Here is an 18,017-nt window from a genome sequence, read left to right on the forward strand (position 1 = left end):
CGGGTGCGCGCGTTACTGGTCGAGATGGCGTGGACCTGGCTGCGCTACCAGCCCGGCAGCGCGCTGACGCAGTGGTTCAACCAGCGCACCCAGGGCACGGGACCGAACCGCCGCGCGCGGCGCATCGCGATCGTCGCGGTAGCGCGACGTCTCGCGATTGCGCTGTGGCGGTATCTGAAGGACGGCGTCATCCCCGAAGGCGCAGAGCTGAAGCCAGTCTGAGCCAGCGGGATAGCGCAACAGCGCAAGCATGAACGCGCGCAGCTGATGGATGGACGGTTTGAAGTGAACATGCCCGTCATGACCCTGGGTTACTGACGTAACCGGTTTTCCAGATGGGGCATGTTCCCGGACAAGGTTCCGGCGTAATGCGCATGCAGGATGAGGCTGGCCAGGCGCCAGCGGATAGAAGGTTGTCGGACGTCAGGTCCGACGCGCGATAACCGGCTTCAGACCAAGACCAGAGGGAGGGACGTCGAACGGATCCCAGCACTGGTTGACGGCGGTCAAACTCCGCCGGAACACGCGGGGCCGAAATGCGCCTGTAGGCTGGCGAACGCAACAACCTGCGCTCGCCAGCCTATGCCAGCCTGTTGCGCCTTCGCAGCGTCAAGGGTCGCTGCGCTCAGGCTTCGCCTGGCCCTTGACCCCGCTACGGCGCTTCCTTACGGAGCCGCCCGATGGACCTGACCAATGATTCGTGAGTCAGTTCGTGAAAGGCCTTGACAACTTCCTGCTCATAGAAGGGTCATGGGGTTGGTGCCTACGGGCAAAAAGGGTGGTGCGCATGCCACGCACCTGACGGCCGACGCTCGCCTGGTGCGGCCGGCGGCCGGCGGGCTTGCTTCCAGGGCACTGGCGGCTTTTCCCTATACTTTTACCACGCTCTGGCTGGCGCTACGCGGCGCTGGCATCAGTGAAGGCAATGCGAAGGGCCGGAACGTGCTGGTTCACGGTGCATCAGGGGGGCTCGGCCAGTTGGCGCTTCAGATCCTTGGGACCTGGGGAGCTTCAGTCACCGCCATCTGCAGCACGGCAAATATTGACCTCTGCCGGAATCTCGGCGCGACGGCCGTATTGGACAGAACCCGCTGCCGGCTGGAGGAACTGCCCGATCATTTCGACGCTGGCCTGAATTTCGGCGCCTGGGAGGATGAGGCAACCCTTCTCGGCCGACTCGGGCAAGGAGCCCTGGGATACGTCACGACCGTTCATCCCCTCCTGGGGAACATCGACCGCAGCGGTCTTCTGTCGGGAGCGTGGCGTTCACGCCAGGACTGGCGGTTCATGCAATCGCTGGCCAACGCAAAGGGCGCACGCTACCGCTGGATCATCTTCCAACCGGACGAAGGCGCTCTCGACATGCTGTACCAGTTCCTCACGAGGGGCGCGCTGACGTTGCCCGTGGGTGTCTCGGTGCCTTTTTCCAATGCAGACCTGGCGTTCGAGCACGCCGCCCGGCATATGAAAGGGCGCGCGGTCTTGCTTCCTACGGAGGCTCTGTCAGGTTGACGAGCGTAGACTACCAGTGTGGCTAAATCGTAGTTATCCTTATCAGATAGCCTTCTCGACTGCGGAAGGGACAGTCCAACCATACCATATGGCGAAGCGTTCTTTAAGTATGGCACGATGACATGCCCGCGTTCATCCGATGTCTGGGCAGCGCGAAGTGCTACGGATGGGGCCGACGCATGAGAGAAACGCCTGGGTGCGACGCGTGTCGCGAAAGTCGCACATCTGACGTTCGCGCCTTCGGGTCGGCCGGTGGCTTCTCGGCGCGGTTGTTCACGCGTGCAGCCGCTTTGACCAAAACTTGCTTTAGCTGAGCGAGCTCGGGGATGTCAGCCTTCGCCGCCAGACAATGGCGCAGCTGGTCGGTAACGATCCTGCGCGGCACCGGGTTTGAACGCAGCACCCGCCGGAAAAGGCGTTTTTTGCCGTGGCCTTGTCGCGCCGCTTTTGCACCAGCACGTCGAGTTCGGCGCCATGCTCGTCTACCGCATGCCACAACAGATACGGCTCGCGCCGAAGCGTCTCGGACATCTCGTTCAGATGCCGGGTGCTGCATGGCTCGGGTCGCGCCGACGACCGCAGTCCCCACCAACCTGACAGAGCCCTCGGCCCCTCGTGAAACCCGACGTTCGAGGTCGGATTCAACCTTGCGCTCAGCAAGCATTTTGGAATCAATGCCTCGGTGTCCTATATCCCGATGCCGACCACGCTCACGACGACGCATTGAATGCCATGGGGTACGCACCGCGTGACGAAGCTGCACCTCCATACGAATACGCTCATCACGCACCTCGGCCTCCTCTACACATTCCAAAGATGGCTGCTGGTTACGCTCCAAGGGAGGTTGGCTGGGCCGCTGATGAAGAAAGGGGCGAGCCACATCGAGAGGGCAGGACGGCGCGAGGCTCGTGCCGTGCTCCGCAGGCAGGACCTTAGTCGCCTGCATGCGGGACGGTTTGATATTACATGGCGACACGCAGCATGCAGCACCAGTGAGTGGCTTCGTTTGCCGCACCGGGCTGCCGACGTCGGCTTCGACTTTCGCCCGTTTCGGCGCCCGTGATGGGTGCGTCCGGGATGGGGTGCTTCTGCGCCCGGTGATTCCGCTGCTTGGTATGACGATTGCGCTTTTTGCCTTCATCTCAGTGTAGATTCTATCGTCTTTATTGACATAAACATCAATATTGAGTTTAATGTCATTATGGAAGTTTAGCCGATGCCGCAATAGAGGGCGTTGTCATGCACGGAGCCACGTGGCTGGCGCGCAGTCGGGAAGTTATCGGGAACATCAGGCACGTACCGCAAAAGCATGCACGTGACGCGCTCGAGTTGTGTGAAAAACGATAGTGCAGAGCCCTCGATATCGGGGGCAGTCGCAGTCATGGCGTCAAGTCGTTCGTGGCATCACTCCTTGGAGCACTTGGCATGAGGCCGTTGAACTCGCGTATCGGCCCCTCCGTTTCTGGGGCACTCGCCTCGCGCCCGCTGTGCGGGCTTCGCTCGACTTACCTAGGAGCGCTGGTCGACGCAAACTCCAGCCGCGCGCGAGGTGAGTTCGTGTGCGTCGTCGAGCAACGACATTTTTACGCCCTCGAATACCCTGGCAGAAAGCCGAACTGCATCAAATTCAGCAGGTTGGTAGAGGTCGCCGAGGCAACATGATGAACACAACACTCCTGTCAGCAATGGCGGCACTGTTCGGTGCATCGATCGCCGGCCTGACATCCGTTGTCACGCAACGAACGCAGGCTAAGGCAGAGTGGCTTGCGCACGACCGCATGCGCCGGCAGGACCTCTATAAGGAGTTCATCGAGGAGGCGTCGCATTGCTATGTCCACGCGCTTCAGCACGATGAGCCGGACCTTGCTGCTCTCGTCAATCTGTTCGCAAAGATAAGCCGTATGCGTGTCCAATCCTCGACCGAGGTTGCGAACGAAGCCGATCAGGTTGGACGAAAGATTGTGGATACCTATCACGTCCCGGAGAAGACCTTCCTTCAACTGCGCGAAATGCTCGCCGATGGTTCGATCGACATCCTTGGTCGCTTCAGCGACGTTTGCCGCGTCGAATTCGATTCGCTGCGGGCGCAGCAATTCTGAGTGAAGAATCAACCCGGAGTGTGCGCGAACCGCCGGGGTTGGGGCCTGACATTGTCAAATCCCTTGTCGAGAGAATCATTGCGAAATCCGTCGTCTGACACGCGCGCGCATTTGATGGCGCCGCAGATGGCGATCTGACCGGTACGTTATGCCATGAAACGGGAACGCCTGGCACACGCACAGCGCAGGGAGCAGACGCGAGAGCGCCTGCTTGAGGCTGCGCGGAAGACGTTCGTCAAAAAGGGATTGGCCGCCACAAGTGTGAAGGACATCACCGAGGCGGCCGGCTACACGCGCGGCGCGTTCTACTCGAACTTCAACGGTAAGCCGGAGCTGCTGCTTGAGTTGCTGCGCCGGGACCACGATAGCGCGCAGGTCAATCTGCGGGCGATCGTGGAAGAGGGCGGCACGCCCGCGGAAATGAAGGCGCGCGCCATCGCGTACTACAGCCGGTATTTTCGTGATCGAGACTGCTTTCTGCTTTGGGTCGAAGCCAAACTACTCGCGTATCGGGACACCGCCTATCAGGAGCGCATTAACGCGTTCCGGCACGAAAAGCTCGACCAGATCAGCGCGTACATCCGCACGGTGTCGGAGCGCGACGGCAGGCCATTGCCCCTGCAGGCGGACGCGCTCGCGCTCGGCTTGGTGAGCCTGAGTGATGGTGTGCAGTTCTCCAGAATGTGCGATCCGCAGACGGCGAGCGACAAGGTGATGCAGACCGTGCTTGCCGGATTTTTTTGTACGTAATGTGGCGACAACCGGAAGAAATACAGCACGCCGATCATCGCGCGGGCGTGCCCGGCCGCAGACGTCGGACGCCCACCGCGGGCGCCGACAATATCCGTGACCAGCGTCCAGCACGATGAAATTGAAGGCAATTGCCTGGGCAACGCCCTGTACCTCGCTCAGCCTGTCGGTCGTCAGAACTCGGTGCCCCGACAGAGCCCTTCGGTCTCGTACGGTTGGGGCGGGTAGTTGTGTATGTGAAGCTGTCAAAGGAGATAACCATGTTTTACGACCACACGAATTCCCAAGATATCGATCACCGAAGCGGTACGAGTGATCGGCGCGACGTGGGTTCGGCGGCGAACGATATCGTCGAGATGATCAATCCCACTCCGGCAAGGAACTGGGCATGGGCGCACCACAGCGGCTCATATGACTGGATGGACTGGCACAGTCCGTTTCCTGCGACAGCCCCGTCGGTGACCGTGCCTTGATTTCGGATACAACAGGATCGTCCTATCAGCGAAGCGGTGGAAGATACCAAAATCGTAGCCACTATCTGCGGATGGCGAAATCGCGCTTTAGGTGCGCATTTCCAAAGGTCTTGACTGCAGTAACCTACCGAGAAACGGCAACCAACGGCTATGAAATGCTAAGGATCGACGCAGTCACGGATAGCGAAGGTTTCCCGGAGCGATGCGATGTCGCGATAATAGGCGGCGGCATTGTTGGCGTCAGCACCGCGTATGAACTGGCGCGACGCGGCGTCCAGGTGGCTCTGCTCGAAAAGGGCGTCATCGGCGGCGAGCAGTCGGGGCGCAATTGGGGCTGGGTGCGTCAGCAGAACCGCGACCTCTATGAGTTGCCGCTCGCGATGCAGAGCCTCAAGCGCTGGAGCGAACTAAGCGAAGAACTGGGCGAGGACATTGGGTTTCGTAAGGCGGGCATCCTGTACGGCACGGAGCATCAATCTGACATCGCGCAATGGGAGTCGTGGCTTGCCCGCGCCCGGGAAGTCGGCTTTAACAGCGAGATCCTCAGTGCGCGCGAACTGGCAGCGCGCATTCCGTCCGGACGTGCGGCGTGGGCTGGAGGGCTGTGGTCGGCCACGGACGGCCGCGCCGAGCCGTCGAAAGCCGCGCCTTCGATTGCTCGCGGCGCACAAGGTCTCGGCGCGGCGGTGTATCAGAACTGCGCGGTACGAAGTCTCGACACGAGTGCGGGGCGTGTCTCCGGCATCTGGACGGAGCGCGGCCGGCTCGCAGCCGACACCGTCGTTCTCGCGGGAGGCGCCTGGAGCGCGTTGTTCTGCCAGCATCACGGCATCGATCTGCCCTCCATCAACGTGATGGGAACGGCGTTGCGAACTGCTGAGGCGCCGGGGGTCATCGAAGGCTGTTTCTCCGGGCCTAACTTCGCGCTGAGGCGACGGTTGGACGGCGGCTACACCATCGCTGTTCCCGGCTACGGGCGCGTGGAACTCGCGCCGCAAAATCTGCGGCATTCGGTGAAGTTCCGCACCATGTTCCGAAGCAAGCTGAAGAAAAAACTGAAGATTCGCGTCGGTGCCAGCTTCTTCCACGGACCGGAGGCAAGCGCAACCTGGCGCGACGATGATGTCTCGTCGTTCGAAGAAACACGGGTGCTGGATCCCCGGCCTGATACCGAGTGGCTCGAACGTGCCCTGCATAACGTGGCCAGCGTGTTTCCCGAGCTGTCGGGCTTGCGGATCGCTCACGCATGGGCGGGCGCGATCGACACGACGCCGGACCTCGTCCCCGTCATCTCGAAGGTTAATGCGAAACCCGGTCTCGTGATCGCATCCGGCTTCAGCGGACACGGCTTTGGACTAGGGCCAGGCGCAGGCGTGCTCGTGAGCCGGTTGGTAATGGACGAGGCGCCGCAGTTCGACATTACTCCCTACAGACTGGCCCGCTTTTCCGATGGAACGAAACTGAGCAGCCCCCAAATGATGTGAGTCGAGGCCGCGGGCGAGCTATCGCGGCAGCCCACTTCGGGAGATTGAACCTCCAGTACGATTCAACTGTATTGATTAACGGCTGTTGCAATTCTAAAAGCGGCCGGAGATCTTGATTGACCTCGTATGACGGAGAAGGGTCGCGTGCTGCCTATCACGACTGTGTGACATTCGGGCGTTCCATGCCGCTTGCATGAGGCAGTGATCGGCCAGCAAGGGGCAGTCGCTCGCTGCACATGAATGGCCGGCTCATCGGCCATTTCGGACGATCGCAGCCTACATCAGCGACAGTCCGGTAGCCACTGATACGGCGCTGAAGCGCTAGGGCTCCGCCGGGGCGCCGGAGGCCTAGCGGAACAGATCATCGCACTGTGCCCGCATTTTTCATAGGGATGCCGCTCGGGTGCGGATTCGCGTCGCTCGTGTCCTCGGGCAGCAAGTTTCCGTCAGCAAGACTTTCGTCGGCCTGTGCTGTGGCCGGGTAACGCTCCGGATAAAAATGACGCTGGGCAACCTGCGCATCGAACGTATGCGACCACTTTGCAATCACGACCGTAGCGAGGCTGTTGCCGATCGTGTTGCAGGTCGCGATCGCCATTGACATGAAACGGTACACACCGAAGATCACCGCGACCCCTTCAACGGGCAGGATGCCGGTCGACGTCACCGTCGCAGCAAACACCACAAACGATCCGCCTGACACCGTGGCCGCACCCTTGGAGGTCAGCAGCATCAACAGGAGTAGGCCCACCTGATGCTGCAGCGTAATTGGCACGCCATACGCATGAGCAATGAAAAGCACGCCCATCGACATGAACAGGGAGGTCCCGTCAAGGTTGAACGCATATCCGGTAGGCAGCACGAGCCCGACCGTCTGCTTCGCGCAGCCAAGCCGCTCGAGTTTGATCAGAAGACGCGGCAGCGCGCTCTCGGACGATGCGGTACCCAGCACGATGAAGATCTCGTCCTTGATATAGCGCAGGAAGCGCCACAGACTAAAACCTGCCAGCTTCGCGATGATCCCCATGACCACGGCGATAAACAGGATCACGACCGCATAGAAACTGAAAACGAGCTGGGCAAGCGCAATCAGCACGGCAGTACCGTTGCTACCCACCGAATAAGCGACGGCGCCGAAGGTGCCGAGCGGCGCAAGCTTCATCACCAGGTTGATGAACGAGAACAGGACTTCGGAAACCAGATCGAGTCCCTCGTTGATCCTGACGCGGCGGCGTTCAGGAATCGCGAGTATCCCGATACCGACCATCACAGCCAGCACCACCACCTGTAGCAGTTCTCCCTTCACGAAGGCGCCGATGAAGCTGTCCGGCACGATGTGCATGACAAACGCAACGAAGCCTTGTGGCTCCATCTTTGCAACCACCGGCGGTGCCGCTCCGACGGCGACGGCCGTCATGCCTTTGCCGGTTTGCAGCAGGTTGCCCGCCAGCAGGCCGACCATCAAGGCAATCGTCGAGACCACTTCGAAATAGACGATCGAGCGCCATCCTACGCGGCCCGCGCTCTTGACGTCACCAGCCGACGCGATGCCATGCACGATGGTGAGAAACACCAGCGGCGCAACACCGGCCTTGATAAGCGACAGGAAGATGTCGCCCAGTACCTTAAGCTGTCCACCAACTTTCGGGAAAATCAGACCGACGGCAATCCCGAGAATCAGCCCGACCAGAACCTGCATGCCCAGCTTGCGGTACCACGGAAGCCTTCTGGGCGGCGGAACGTCCGGCGTTTCGTTTGATGCGATATCGTTGTTCATGATGTGTGCTCCTCCACGTCTTTCACTCAGATGCCGCTGGACAATTCGACGGCGCGATCAACCATTTGCGGCGCGAGGCCGAGATAGTTGGCTGGATCGGTCATCCGGTCGATTGCCGCGCGGTCGAAATGCGTGGTGACTTCGGGCAGCGCCGCTAGCGCGTCGGCGAGCGTGCCGCCTTTCTCGTTCACGGTACGGCAGGCGTCGTAGACGATATCGTGAGCCTGCTGGCGGCCGGTGAACGGCGCCATTCCCATCATGACCGCCTCGGCGACGATCAACCCCCTGGTGATACCCAGGTTGTGTTTCATGCGTTCGGTGTCGACGATCAATCCCCCGAGCGCGAACTTCGCCTGATGCAGCGCGCCAGCCGAAAGAATGAAGCTCTCGGGTATCGCGATCCATTCCGCGTGCCATGGGCCCGTGGCGCGCTCGAAATCCTGGATCATCGCGTCGACCATCAGACCCGCGTGCTGGCGCACCGCTTTTGCCGCGGCCAGCATCAGTTCGCTGGAAATCGGATTGCGCTTTTGGGGCATGGTGCTGCTCGCTCCGCGCCCCTTGACGAACGGTTCGTACACTTCAGCGAACTCCGTCGACGCCATGATCATGATGTCGAGCGCGATCTTGCCGAGTGAGCCGGTCACGAGTGCGAGCAGGTTGACCGCTTCCGCGAAGCCATCGCGCGCTACGTGCCATGTGGTTGCGGGTACGCCGAGCTTCAGTTCATCGGCGAGCGCCTTCTGAACCTCGAAACCCGTGTCGCCGAGCGAGGCCAGCGTGCCCGCGGCCCCTGCGAATTCGACGACGGCCACCCTCGGACGCAGCTCTGCGAGGCGTTGCTGATGCCGGTCGAACATCGCCAGCCAGATCGCGACCTTGTACCCAAACGTGACGGGCAGCGCCTGCTGCAAGTGTGTGCGGCCCGCCATCGGCGTATCGCGGTGTTTCTTTGCAAGATCGACCAGAATGGTACGCAGTTCGCGTATGTCGCTGTCGATCACATCGAGCGCATCACGCACCTGCAGCGAGACCGCCGTATCCATGATGTCTTGAGTCGTCGCGCCCCAATGGACGTAGCGGCCCGCTTCGCCGCACATGCCGACGAGCTGGTGAACGAGCGGCAGAATCGGATAGCCCACAATGTCTGTTTCCTCGCGCATGTGATCGAAGTCGATCCGCTCGATCGTCGATTCACGGGCGATCACTTCCGCCGCGTCGGCCGGAATCACGCCGACGCGCGCTTCAGCCTTGGCCAGTGCCACTTCCACGTCGATATAGCGCTGCACGAGCGCGTAATCGGAGAACAGCGCACGCATCTTCGCCGTGCCGAAAGCGTCGCGAAACAGGATTGAATCGACCACAGTGCTGGCCATAGGGATAGTGCGAATCGTCATGACGACCTCTTGGAAGTGCAGGAAACCGGTTTAAAAAGGGCCGGGATGATTCGCGAAAATCAACGATATGTCCGGACATAATCAAATTAATATGTTCGGACATGTTGGGCAAGCTATGATTTACCCTAGCCCCTGATAAATTGACTGCATCGCCACCCAGAAATGAACAGACCGCACTTCGCCGACATCGCTCGCGACTTGACTGAGGGCATTGCGTCCGGCCGCTATCCGGTTGGCTCATATCTGCCCACCGAACTCGAACTGCGCGACCACTATCAGACGAGCCGGCATACGGTTCGCGCAGCGCTGCATGAATTGCAGCAGTTGGGGTTCGTGTCGCGGCGCAAGAACGCCGGAACGCGCGTCGAATCGGCGCAGCCGAAGAACGAGTTTCGGCCGTCGCTCGCATCGGTGGACGATCTCGTGCAGTTCGGCTCCGAGCACTTGCGTCTGGTGCAATCGACGGAGGAGATCCTCGCAAGCGGCAAGCTCGCCAAGACGCTGAAATGTGCAGACGGTGCGCGATGGATGCGCGTTTCGAGCCTGCGCATCGACGGCGACAGAGAGAGTCCGCCGGTCGGTTGGACCGACGTGTATATCGACCCGGCTTATGCGGAAGTCGCAGAGGCTGCGCGAGCTCAACCGGATGCGCTTATCAGTTCGTTAATCGAAGCGCGTTATGGTCGCTGCATCGCGGAGATCCAGCAGGACGTGCACGCCGCGCTGATTTCGCAGGAGATGGCGGAAAGGCTGAAAGTCGAGAAGGGGACTGCGGCGCTTGAGATTGTGCGGCGTTACCTTGACTCCGCGGGGGCAACCTTCGAGGTGTCGATCAGCGTCCATCCGGCTGAACGATTCTCGGTTTCGATGCGACTGAAGCGCTCCGACGCTTAGCCGTCGCAGGCGTTGTAGGGGCGGCGTAGGTGGACCAATGGACCGCAGTTTGCGGCCAATCGGCTGCTCCGTTTCAAACCCGATCGACAGCAACGCTTAAGGCAATCGCCGCTCGGTGACCGCTATGAATGTCATTGCTGACCGTGGAAACGTCTTCATGAAGGGCAGTTCAGGGTCGCGTGCTGCCGACCACCTCCCTCTAGGCGCGAACCACGTGATATGCGATTTGCATCGGACGGCACCCGGCCATGAAGCGACCCTCGCGACCGGAAGCTGAACGGCCGTTTCTTTAATTTTGCCAGCCATTCATGATAGGCCGATAGAGTTTGGCCCATAGGGCGAGGCGAACGGCGAGTTACTGCAGTTTTTTCGAGAGCTGTCCGCGCAAGGTATCTGCCATCTTCTGCAAGATGTCTGGCAGAAGAACCTGCGCCTCAAGTGGGCCCACTACGGAATACCCCGATCCCGATTCGCCATTGATGACGATCACGACTGCACAGCGCGCGTGCGTCATGTCTCGCACGTGGTTGCATGCGGTGTCGAAAAGCCCTGCCGACTCCCCAGCTGGTATGACTGTTGGCTCGAAGTCTGATGTCATTGTGCCCTCTCAAAATGTTTGATCAATCCATAGGACGAAGCACCATCCGCAGAGGAGTTTATCTCGCACACTGTGGGCGAATAGAAAGCGCCGCTGATGAGGCGAGAAGATTCGGTGATGTGGGCAATAGACGTTCTCGCTGATCGAACGAGGGAACGCAGCAGGTTGGCAACGGAGGTTCGGCAAGACCGCGTTCGGCAATGGGCGATGAGGAGGTTTTGCCGCGCAGTTGGCTCGACGTCATTCTTTCTGAATACTTACGATTGCATTCTAGCCGTGAGGCTTTCGAGCCGCACCGGTCCGAAATTTGTCTTGAATCGTGTATAAATACGAAGATCGCAATGCGACGTTACAACCAACTGATTTGCGCGCAGGACAATGGGCAAACCGATAGACGATATTCCTCTCGCACAACGTAGGGCTCTTGCAACCAAGCTTCTGCTGAATGGTGAGGGTATTAGCGAAGTGTCCAGGAAGGCTCGACTGAGTCTTCCGACCGTGAGCAAATACAAAGACCTGGTCGAAAGGGGCGGACCTGACGCCCTTGCTCGCCTTCGCGTCCACGGGGGTCCCTCGCGATTGGACGATGCTTCGCAAAGCTGGCTCGTTAGCGCGATCAAACACTCACCTGGGCTTCACGGCTATCCAGGGCCGACCTGGACCATAAGCCAACTGCGCGAATTGATCTTTCGGCGTTTCGGAGTCCAGTTTTCACCTTCGCATGTTGGCTACCTCGTTCGGGGTTACGGCCTCGCCTATCGACTCACCTATTCAACTTCAGAAAAGGCGTCGTCTGCTAGCGCTCAGACATTGCAGAGCGACGTCTATGCCGCGCGCCGAAAGATTGCTGCGAAAATGTTGCTGGATGGGGACAGTGTCGAGCGCGTCTCGAAAGCGCTCAACATCAGCGTGCGCACCATTACAAAATACAGATCAATGGTAGTTGCTAATGGCGTTGAGGCTGTTGAGCAGCTCAAGGCATCCGGGCGCAGTGCCACGCTTGGCCCCGAAGCCCTCAAGTGGTTACGGGCGGTATTGGAGGGCAGCCCCATGGCCCACGGCTATGAAACCGAACTCTGGAGAAACGGGGATGTTCAAAAGCTGATCAAGGAGAGATTCGGCGTCTACCATTCCAGCGGACATGTCAGGACCCTCGTCGCGAAGCTCGGACTGGACCACAGGATGCGACCACCGAAGCTGCGCACGGAGAAGAAGCGCCTGACGATCAATGATGAAACGCTGGCGTGGGTTGCCGCAACGGTTAAGGAGTCGCCGAGAGTGCACGGCATAGACGCTGATCACTGGATGAACGGCCGATTGCGCACCGTGGTTCATCGACGGGTGGGCGTCGATTATTCCCGAGGATATATCTGGGAAATTGCCACCCGTGCCGGGGTGGCGGACCTGCTTACAAGACGGCTTAACTTAACTGTAGACAGCAGCACTTGACTCGACAGACAGTGTCTGGTCATTTCGTCATTCCCGACTTGGTAGCTGTCGTTTCGGGACGAGGAAAAGGTCAAGCCCGAAGCCGCGAAGCGGTGCGCCAGAGGCGCAGGCTTGAGGTTCGACTCGTCCCGAAACATTATTCCGTTCGTCGGGAGTGGACGATATCTCTGCTGACATTGTCTGATTGGTCGAGTACCGGCTAATACAACTTAACTGATCAGTCAGCAATGTCTAGCATGACGCCCTGTATGGGCTTTCCATCGAAGCTGGTCAGAAAATGTGTCCGGGCCAGTTCCTTGATACTCTCAATGGTATGTGCCTCATTCATGATGTTCTTCAGGTAGTGCCCCTGCACCACCGCACTCGTCAGACAACGTCTTTCCACGTTTCACCTTTTTTGATTGCATAGATGGTCACAACATGTACGCCGAATGCATGCGCCAGCGAAGCAACTGATTCTCCCGCCGCCAATCGCTGGCGTATCAATAACACCTTAGTTTCGTTCAGTTTGGCTGTGCCGTTGCGAAATCGAATGGGCAGATCGGGATTGATACGTCTTCTTTCTTCGTATCTGCGGCGGGTACGCTCCCTTTTTGCCGCGTTGAACTTCTCCTTGTTCTCTTGGGCGTAGCGCCGTTTCGCATCCGGGTTTTTCTCATAACTACGCCGCGCGGTCGTATTGGTACGCTCGCGGTTCCTGGCTCGCCATTCCGCCTGACATAGAGTTACACAGGGCCTGCAGTAAGAGGCGTACAACTGGTTGCGGGTTTTTGACGCGGCTGAATTTGTCTGTGAGCCTCGCCAGGACTGGAGTTTTGATCGGCGGAGCCAGATCGGTTAAAGTCCAGATTTGTGGATGTTACGGATGGCTGGAAGTCAATGCGGGCAAGCGATTCCAACGAAATTGAGCGTTGAGCAGTTCGAGCAGTTTGTCTTGCCGCATCTGAGCCGGGGGCGGCGCGGTCCGGACACCGACGCTGGGGTTGCACAGGATCTTCAACTACATCCTGCAGTCGCTGTAAATGGGATGTCAGTGGAAGGCGCTGCCGATTGAAAGGAATGCCGAAGGTCGTCCTGAAATCCACTACACGCGCATCTACCGGGCGTTGCGGCGATGGCAGGCCGATGGCTGCATCGACGCGATTTTCGCAGGCTCGGTGTACAGGCTTCATCAGGACGGGCTGCTTGAGCTCACGGTCATCCACGGCGACGGCACGACCACTGCCGCGAAGAAGGGCGGCGACAACCTGGGGTACAGCGGACACAAGCACCTGAAAGGCGACAAGGTGGTCGCCTTCTGCGATCGCCGCTGCAACGTGATCGCGCCATTCGTTTCTGCCCCGGGTAACCGCAACGAATCGCCGCTGCTGCGTGAGGCGCTACCCAGATTGAACCACATCGCCCGCGCCATTGGCATGGACCTGCAAGGCTCAACGGTCAGCCTGGACGGCGTCTACGACTGCCGTGCCAATCGCAAGGCGATTTTCAACCGAGACATGATTCCCAACATTCCCGAAAATCCGCGTGGCCGTAAAGCGCCGAAGCGGGGCCGCAAACTGCAGTTCAATCCGACCATTTTCGAGGAGCGCTTCAGGACCATCGAGCGGGTCTTCGCCTGGGAAGACAAGTTCCGGCGCCTGCTGCTTCGCTTCGATCGTCTGAGCCCGGTTCACTATGCATTCAAGACCCTCGCTTACACGATGATCAACCTGCGGCACTACGGCTGACCATCAGCGCCGGTGCGAGCACCGTGGCGATGGCGCTCGGCGCCGTGAAGCGTCACGTCAACTTCATCTGCAATCCTGAAAAACTATCACTCAAAATAACATAAAGATCGCCTTTTTTCACAACTCGAACCGCCCCTGCGCGCTCACGCCACATCGCTTCACTGCCTCCAGTTCGCGCTGGATTGAAACCCGCAACCAGTTGCTTGAGACGGCTGGGACCGTCCGCACCGGGTCGATGACGGAAGTTCAGCGATGCGCAAAGCGAAGACATGGACCGTGAGCGGCTGATCAAAACGAGAGCCGAGATCCAACGGCCTTTGCTCTCTGATGCGGTGGCTGAGCACGTCACGCCGCTCGAACGTTCGTGCGCCGAAGTTCAAAATGTGAAGCGGGAAGCAGAACAGAAACCGTTCTCACAGCGCGCCCTGGCGCCGACACTCTGTGGCGGAGACTGCAGGCGTTGAGAGCGCATGTCGTCATGCGTGAATGGGGAACAATTTCAGCGCCTATCCGCAGCGAATCCATCTTGAGATCGAGCGCGCGGCCGCCTCACAATTGAGGTTTGCCCGGCCCTATCGACCCCACGCGATAACCGCTGCCTCTCCTTCGGGAGTGGTGGTGAGACGTGCACGCATCCAAACCGCGAAGTAGCCGCTAGCGCGTTACTACCAGCTTTTTCAGGTTATGCAAATTTTGCATGAGCGCATGCTCGACTTGCATCACGCCTTTTTTGTCGACCTCTAGTATCCGCTCAAGACTGGAAACGTGCCTCCGCTAAGGCACGGACCGTCAACCCATCGCATAACCGTCCCCCGGCACGTGCGAGATCTCCATGGACGGATCAAGATGAAAAATCGCCTAACCCTTTATATCCTGGCTGGCATGGTTCTCGGCGTGGCCGTCGGCTACGTCTGCCACCGAACGGCGGTGGACGCTGCCGCGGCAACGACGATCGCTGGCTACTTTTCAATCGGTACCGATGTCTTCCTGCGTCTGGTCAAGATGATCATCGCGCCGCTCGTCTTCGCGACTCTGGTGTCCGGGCTGGCAGGAATGGAAGGAACGAGCGACGTACGCCGCATCGGACTCCGCTCGATTGGCTGGTTCGTCTGCGCGTCGTTGATGTCGCTTGCGCTCGGACTCGTTCTTGCGAACCTTCTGCAGCCCGGCGCGGGGCTACACATGGTGCCGAGTAACTCGGACGTGGCGACAGGCCTGAATACTGCCGGTCTCAACTTCAAGGACTTCGTAACGCACGCGTTCCCGACCAGCATTCTCGATGCAATGGCGCGCAACGACATCCTGCAGATTCTGGTTTTCTCGGTGCTCTTCGGCGTCGTGCTTGGCGCCATCAAGGACGACGCCCGCGTGACGCCGCTCGTGCAGGCCATTGATGCGCTGGTGCCCGCGATGCTGAAATTGACCGACTACGTCATGCGTCTCGCTCCCATTGGCGTATTCGGTGCGATCGCTTCTGCCATCACGCTTCACGGACTCGATGTCCTGACGACCTATGGCAAACTCATCGGCTGCTTTTATCTCGGGCTGGTGTGCCTGTGGGTCGTTTTGATTGGTGTCGGATACGCGTTCCTGGGTCGACCGATCTGGTCTCTCCTGCAAGCAATACGTGAACCGGCGATGCTCGCGTTTTCGACGGCCAGCAGCGAAGCAGCGTATCCGCGGTTGACCGAGAAACTTGAGGAGTTTGGTGTCGACAAAAAAGTGGTGGGGTTCACGTTGCCGCTTGGCTACGCGTTCAATCTCGACGGCTCGATGATGTACCAGGCTTTCGCCGCGATCTTCATCGCGCAAGCGTTCGGAATCGACATGCCGCTCTCGCAACAAATTCTCATGTTGCTGGTGCTCATGGTGAGCAGCAAGGGCATGGCGGGTGTGGCGCGTGGTTCGGTGGTCGTAGTCGCAGCAGTCGCACCGATGTTTCATCTGCCACCTTCAGGCGTGATACTGATACTCGCCATCGACCAGGTTCTGGACATGGGACGGACCGCAACCAATGTTATCGGCAACAGCATCGCAACAGCCGTCATTGCAAAATGGGAGACGCGACGCCTCGCCAGCGACGAAGTGCGCCATTTCGGCCAGATGCAGGGCGAAGTGAAATGAAGAGGCCGAAAATTCAAAGTCGTAGTTTGCTTTATCTATTCACGACATAGTCAGGTTTGCAGACCCGACGGACGCCGGGGCGAAGCGATGCATCGCCGACGCCATAGCCGCGGCAGCACCCACAGCACATTGATTCGAGCGGTAGACGCTTATCACCGCTTTCCCATTAGCTTTTCTCCAGGACCACCATGACTCATCGTATTGAGCACGACCTGCTCGGCGACCGTTCGATCCCTGACGCGGCCTACTATGGCGTCCACACATTGCGGGCGATCGAAAACTTTCCGATCACCGGAACCGCAATATCCATCTATCCCAATCTGGTCAACGCGCTCGCCAGCGTAAAAGAGGCGGCGGCACTGACAAATCGTGAACTCGGCTTGCTGGACCAGGTGAGGACAGATGCCATCGTGCGTGCTTGCAACAGGATCCGCGAAGGAGTGGCTCACGAGCATTTCGTGGTTGACGTCATCCAGGGCGGCGCCGGTACGTCGACCAACATGAACGCGAATGAGGTGATCGCCAACCTGGCGCTCGAACACCTCGGCCACAAGCGCGGCGCATATCACGAGCTCCATCCGAACGAGCATGTCAACCTGGGACAAAGTACGAACGATGTCTATCCCACTGCGCTTAAAGTCGCCACGCACATGGGCGTGCTCCAATTGGTAGAAGCGATGGGCATCTTGCGCAGTTCGTTCGAAGCCAAAGCGGAGGAGTTCAAGGGCATTCTGAAAATGGGACGCACCCAGTTGCAGGATGCGGTGCCAATGACGCTCGGGCAGGAATTCAGTACTTACGCGGTGATGCTGGGCGAGGATCAGGACAGGCTCAGGGAAGCAGCATTGCTGATTTGCGAGATCAATCTCGGCGCCACTGCAATCGGGACGGGCATCAATACCCACCCGCGCTATGCGGAATTCGCCTGCCAGCATCTCGCTCGCATTACCGGGCTTCCACTATCCACTTCGCATAATCTAGTGGAGGCGACACAGGATGTCGGTTCATTCGTGCAGTTGTCCGGCGTCCTGAAGCGCACCGCCATCAAGCTGTCGAAGACATGCAACGATCTGCGCCTGCTCTCTAGCGGCCCGCGCGCCGGTCTCGGGGAAATCAATCTTCCGCCGATGCAGGCAGGCTCGAGCATCATGCCCGGGAAAGTGAATCCGGTCATACCTGAGGTGGTCAACCAGATTGCCTTCGAAGTGATCGGCAACGACGTGACGATCAGTTTTGCCGCGGAGGCGGGCCAATTGCAACTGAACGCGTTCGAGCCGATTATTGCGCACAGCTTGTTCAAGAGCGTCGGGCACCTGCGTAACGGATGTCTAACTCTCGCCGATAAATGCGTTAATGGCATCACGGCAAACGAACAGCACTTGCGATCGATCGTCGAAAACTCCATTGGGATCGTCACTGCGCTGAATCCCTACATCGGCTATACCAACGCGACCGCCGTTGCCCAGGAGGCGCTCCTTACCGGGCGAAGCGTCTATCAACTCGTGCTTGATAAAGGACTTCTAAGTCAGGCCAAGCTCGACGAGGTCTTGCAGCCAGAGAAGTTGACCCAGCCACGTGCCTGATCCTCGAAAGGCGTGCGGAATTTCGCTCCGGTACACCTTTCGTTAACGTGCCACAGTGACAAGGGCTATAAAAGAGATGCCGGTTGTCCTTCTTGTCTTCATCTTCTGTTGGAGAAGTGCCATGCTTCGGTCGCGTCCTGTCTTGCGCTT

General features: G+C 59.2%; 13 protein-coding genes and 2 pseudogenes. 11 read left to right on the forward strand and 4 right to left on the reverse strand.

From position 1 onward, the window contains the following. Nucleotides 1–222 (forward strand): annotated as a pseudogene (locus GNZ13_RS47105) (IS110 family transposase); the annotation flags it as partial. 528 nt (nucleotides 223–750) lie between these two features. Continuing rightward, the gene (locus tag GNZ13_RS47110; protein ID WP_172177929.1) at nucleotides 751–1,512 is read left to right on the forward strand and encodes an MDR/zinc-dependent alcohol dehydrogenase-like family protein; all 762 of its coding nucleotides are present in this window, start codon (nucleotides 751–753) and stop codon (nucleotides 1,510–1,512) included. A 42-nt stretch (nucleotides 1,513–1,554) separates the two neighbouring features. Here the strand turns inward: GNZ13_RS47110 and GNZ13_RS53260 are convergent. Then, nucleotides 1,555–2,085, reverse strand: a pseudogene (locus GNZ13_RS53260) (DDE-type integrase/transposase/recombinase); the annotation flags it as partial. A 1,088-nt stretch (nucleotides 2,086–3,173) separates the two neighbouring features. Between GNZ13_RS53260 and GNZ13_RS47115 the strand changes: the two are divergent. From GNZ13_RS47115 to GNZ13_RS47130, 4 genes are all read left to right on the forward strand, one after another. Beyond that, complete coding sequence (locus tag GNZ13_RS47115) at nucleotides 3,174–3,611, forward strand: hypothetical protein (protein ID WP_172177965.1); 438 nt, start codon at nucleotides 3,174–3,176, stop codon at nucleotides 3,609–3,611. Nucleotides 3,612–3,764: 153 nt separating this feature from the next. Continuing rightward, complete coding sequence (locus GNZ13_RS47120) at nucleotides 3,765–4,361, forward strand: TetR/AcrR family transcriptional regulator (RefSeq protein WP_172177931.1); 597 nt, start codon at nucleotides 3,765–3,767, stop codon at nucleotides 4,359–4,361. Nucleotides 4,362–4,621: 260 nt separating this feature from the next. Continuing rightward, a complete protein-coding gene (locus GNZ13_RS47125) occupies nucleotides 4,622–4,834 on the forward strand; it encodes a hypothetical protein (RefSeq protein ID WP_172177933.1) in 213 nt (70 codons plus the stop codon). Between the two features lie 155 nt (nucleotides 4,835–4,989). After that, entirely contained in the window at nucleotides 4,990–6,318 is a 1,329-nt protein-coding gene (locus GNZ13_RS47130) for an NAD(P)/FAD-dependent oxidoreductase (protein WP_172177935.1), read from the forward strand. Nucleotides 6,319–6,679: 361 nt separating this feature from the next. Here GNZ13_RS47130 and GNZ13_RS47135 read toward each other — a convergent pair whose 3' ends face one another. Both GNZ13_RS47135 and GNZ13_RS47140 read right to left on the reverse strand, forming a co-directional pair. Then, nucleotides 6,680–8,095, reverse strand: coding sequence for a cation:dicarboxylate symporter family transporter (locus GNZ13_RS47135; RefSeq protein ID WP_172177937.1), 1,416 nt, complete (start codon nucleotides 8,093–8,095; stop codon nucleotides 6,680–6,682). 26 nt (nucleotides 8,096–8,121) lie between these two features. After that, complete coding sequence (locus GNZ13_RS47140; RefSeq protein WP_172177939.1) at nucleotides 8,122–9,492, reverse strand: class-II fumarase/aspartase family protein; 1,371 nt, start codon at nucleotides 9,490–9,492, stop codon at nucleotides 8,122–8,124. Nucleotides 9,493–9,654: 162 nt separating this feature from the next. Between GNZ13_RS47140 and GNZ13_RS47145 the strand changes: the two genes are divergently transcribed. Together GNZ13_RS47145 and GNZ13_RS47150 are read left to right on the forward strand one after the other, a co-directional pair. Further along, nucleotides 9,655–10,386 (forward strand): GntR family transcriptional regulator, encoded by a 732-nt coding sequence (locus GNZ13_RS47145; RefSeq protein WP_172177941.1) that lies wholly within the window; start codon nucleotides 9,655–9,657, stop codon nucleotides 10,384–10,386. 1,177 nt (nucleotides 10,387–11,563) lie between these two features. After that, on the forward strand, nucleotides 11,564–12,433 hold the full coding sequence (locus GNZ13_RS47150; RefSeq protein ID WP_236002504.1) for a winged helix-turn-helix domain-containing protein: 870 nt from the start codon (nucleotides 11,564–11,566) through the stop codon (nucleotides 12,431–12,433). Between the two features lie 366 nt (nucleotides 12,434–12,799). On the opposite strand, the gene GNZ13_RS47155 is transcribed toward GNZ13_RS47150, so the two are convergent. Further along, complete coding sequence (locus GNZ13_RS47155; RefSeq protein WP_172177945.1) at nucleotides 12,800–13,189, reverse strand: helix-turn-helix domain-containing protein; 390 nt, start codon at nucleotides 13,187–13,189, stop codon at nucleotides 12,800–12,802. A gap of 266 nt (nucleotides 13,190–13,455) precedes the next feature. Here GNZ13_RS47155 and GNZ13_RS47160 point away from each other — a divergent pair, with 266 nt between their 5' ends. The 3 genes from GNZ13_RS47160 to aspA all read left to right on the forward strand — a co-directional run bounded on the left by GNZ13_RS47160 (nucleotide 13,456) and on the right by aspA (nucleotide 17,867). After that, on the forward strand, nucleotides 13,456–14,160 hold the full coding sequence (locus GNZ13_RS47160; protein WP_216675298.1) for a transposase: 705 nt from the start codon (nucleotides 13,456–13,458) through the stop codon (nucleotides 14,158–14,160). Nucleotides 14,161–15,006: 846 nt separating this feature from the next. Continuing rightward, nucleotides 15,007–16,284: a dicarboxylate/amino acid:cation symporter gene (locus GNZ13_RS47165; protein ID WP_172177947.1), complete on the forward strand. Its 1,278-nt coding sequence runs from the start codon at nucleotides 15,007–15,009 to the stop codon at nucleotides 16,282–16,284. A 188-nt stretch (nucleotides 16,285–16,472) separates the two neighbouring features. Beyond that, the gene (aspA, locus tag GNZ13_RS47170) at nucleotides 16,473–17,867 is read left to right on the forward strand and encodes an aspartate ammonia-lyase (RefSeq protein ID WP_172177949.1); all 1,395 of its coding nucleotides are present in this window, start codon (nucleotides 16,473–16,475) and stop codon (nucleotides 17,865–17,867) included. The last annotated feature ends 150 nt before the right edge of the window (nucleotides 17,868–18,017 follow it).

The organism is Paraburkholderia elongata (genome assembly GCF_013177735.1).
GTDB classification, from domain to species: Bacteria; Pseudomonadota; Gammaproteobacteria; order Burkholderiales; family Burkholderiaceae; genus Paraburkholderia; species Paraburkholderia elongata.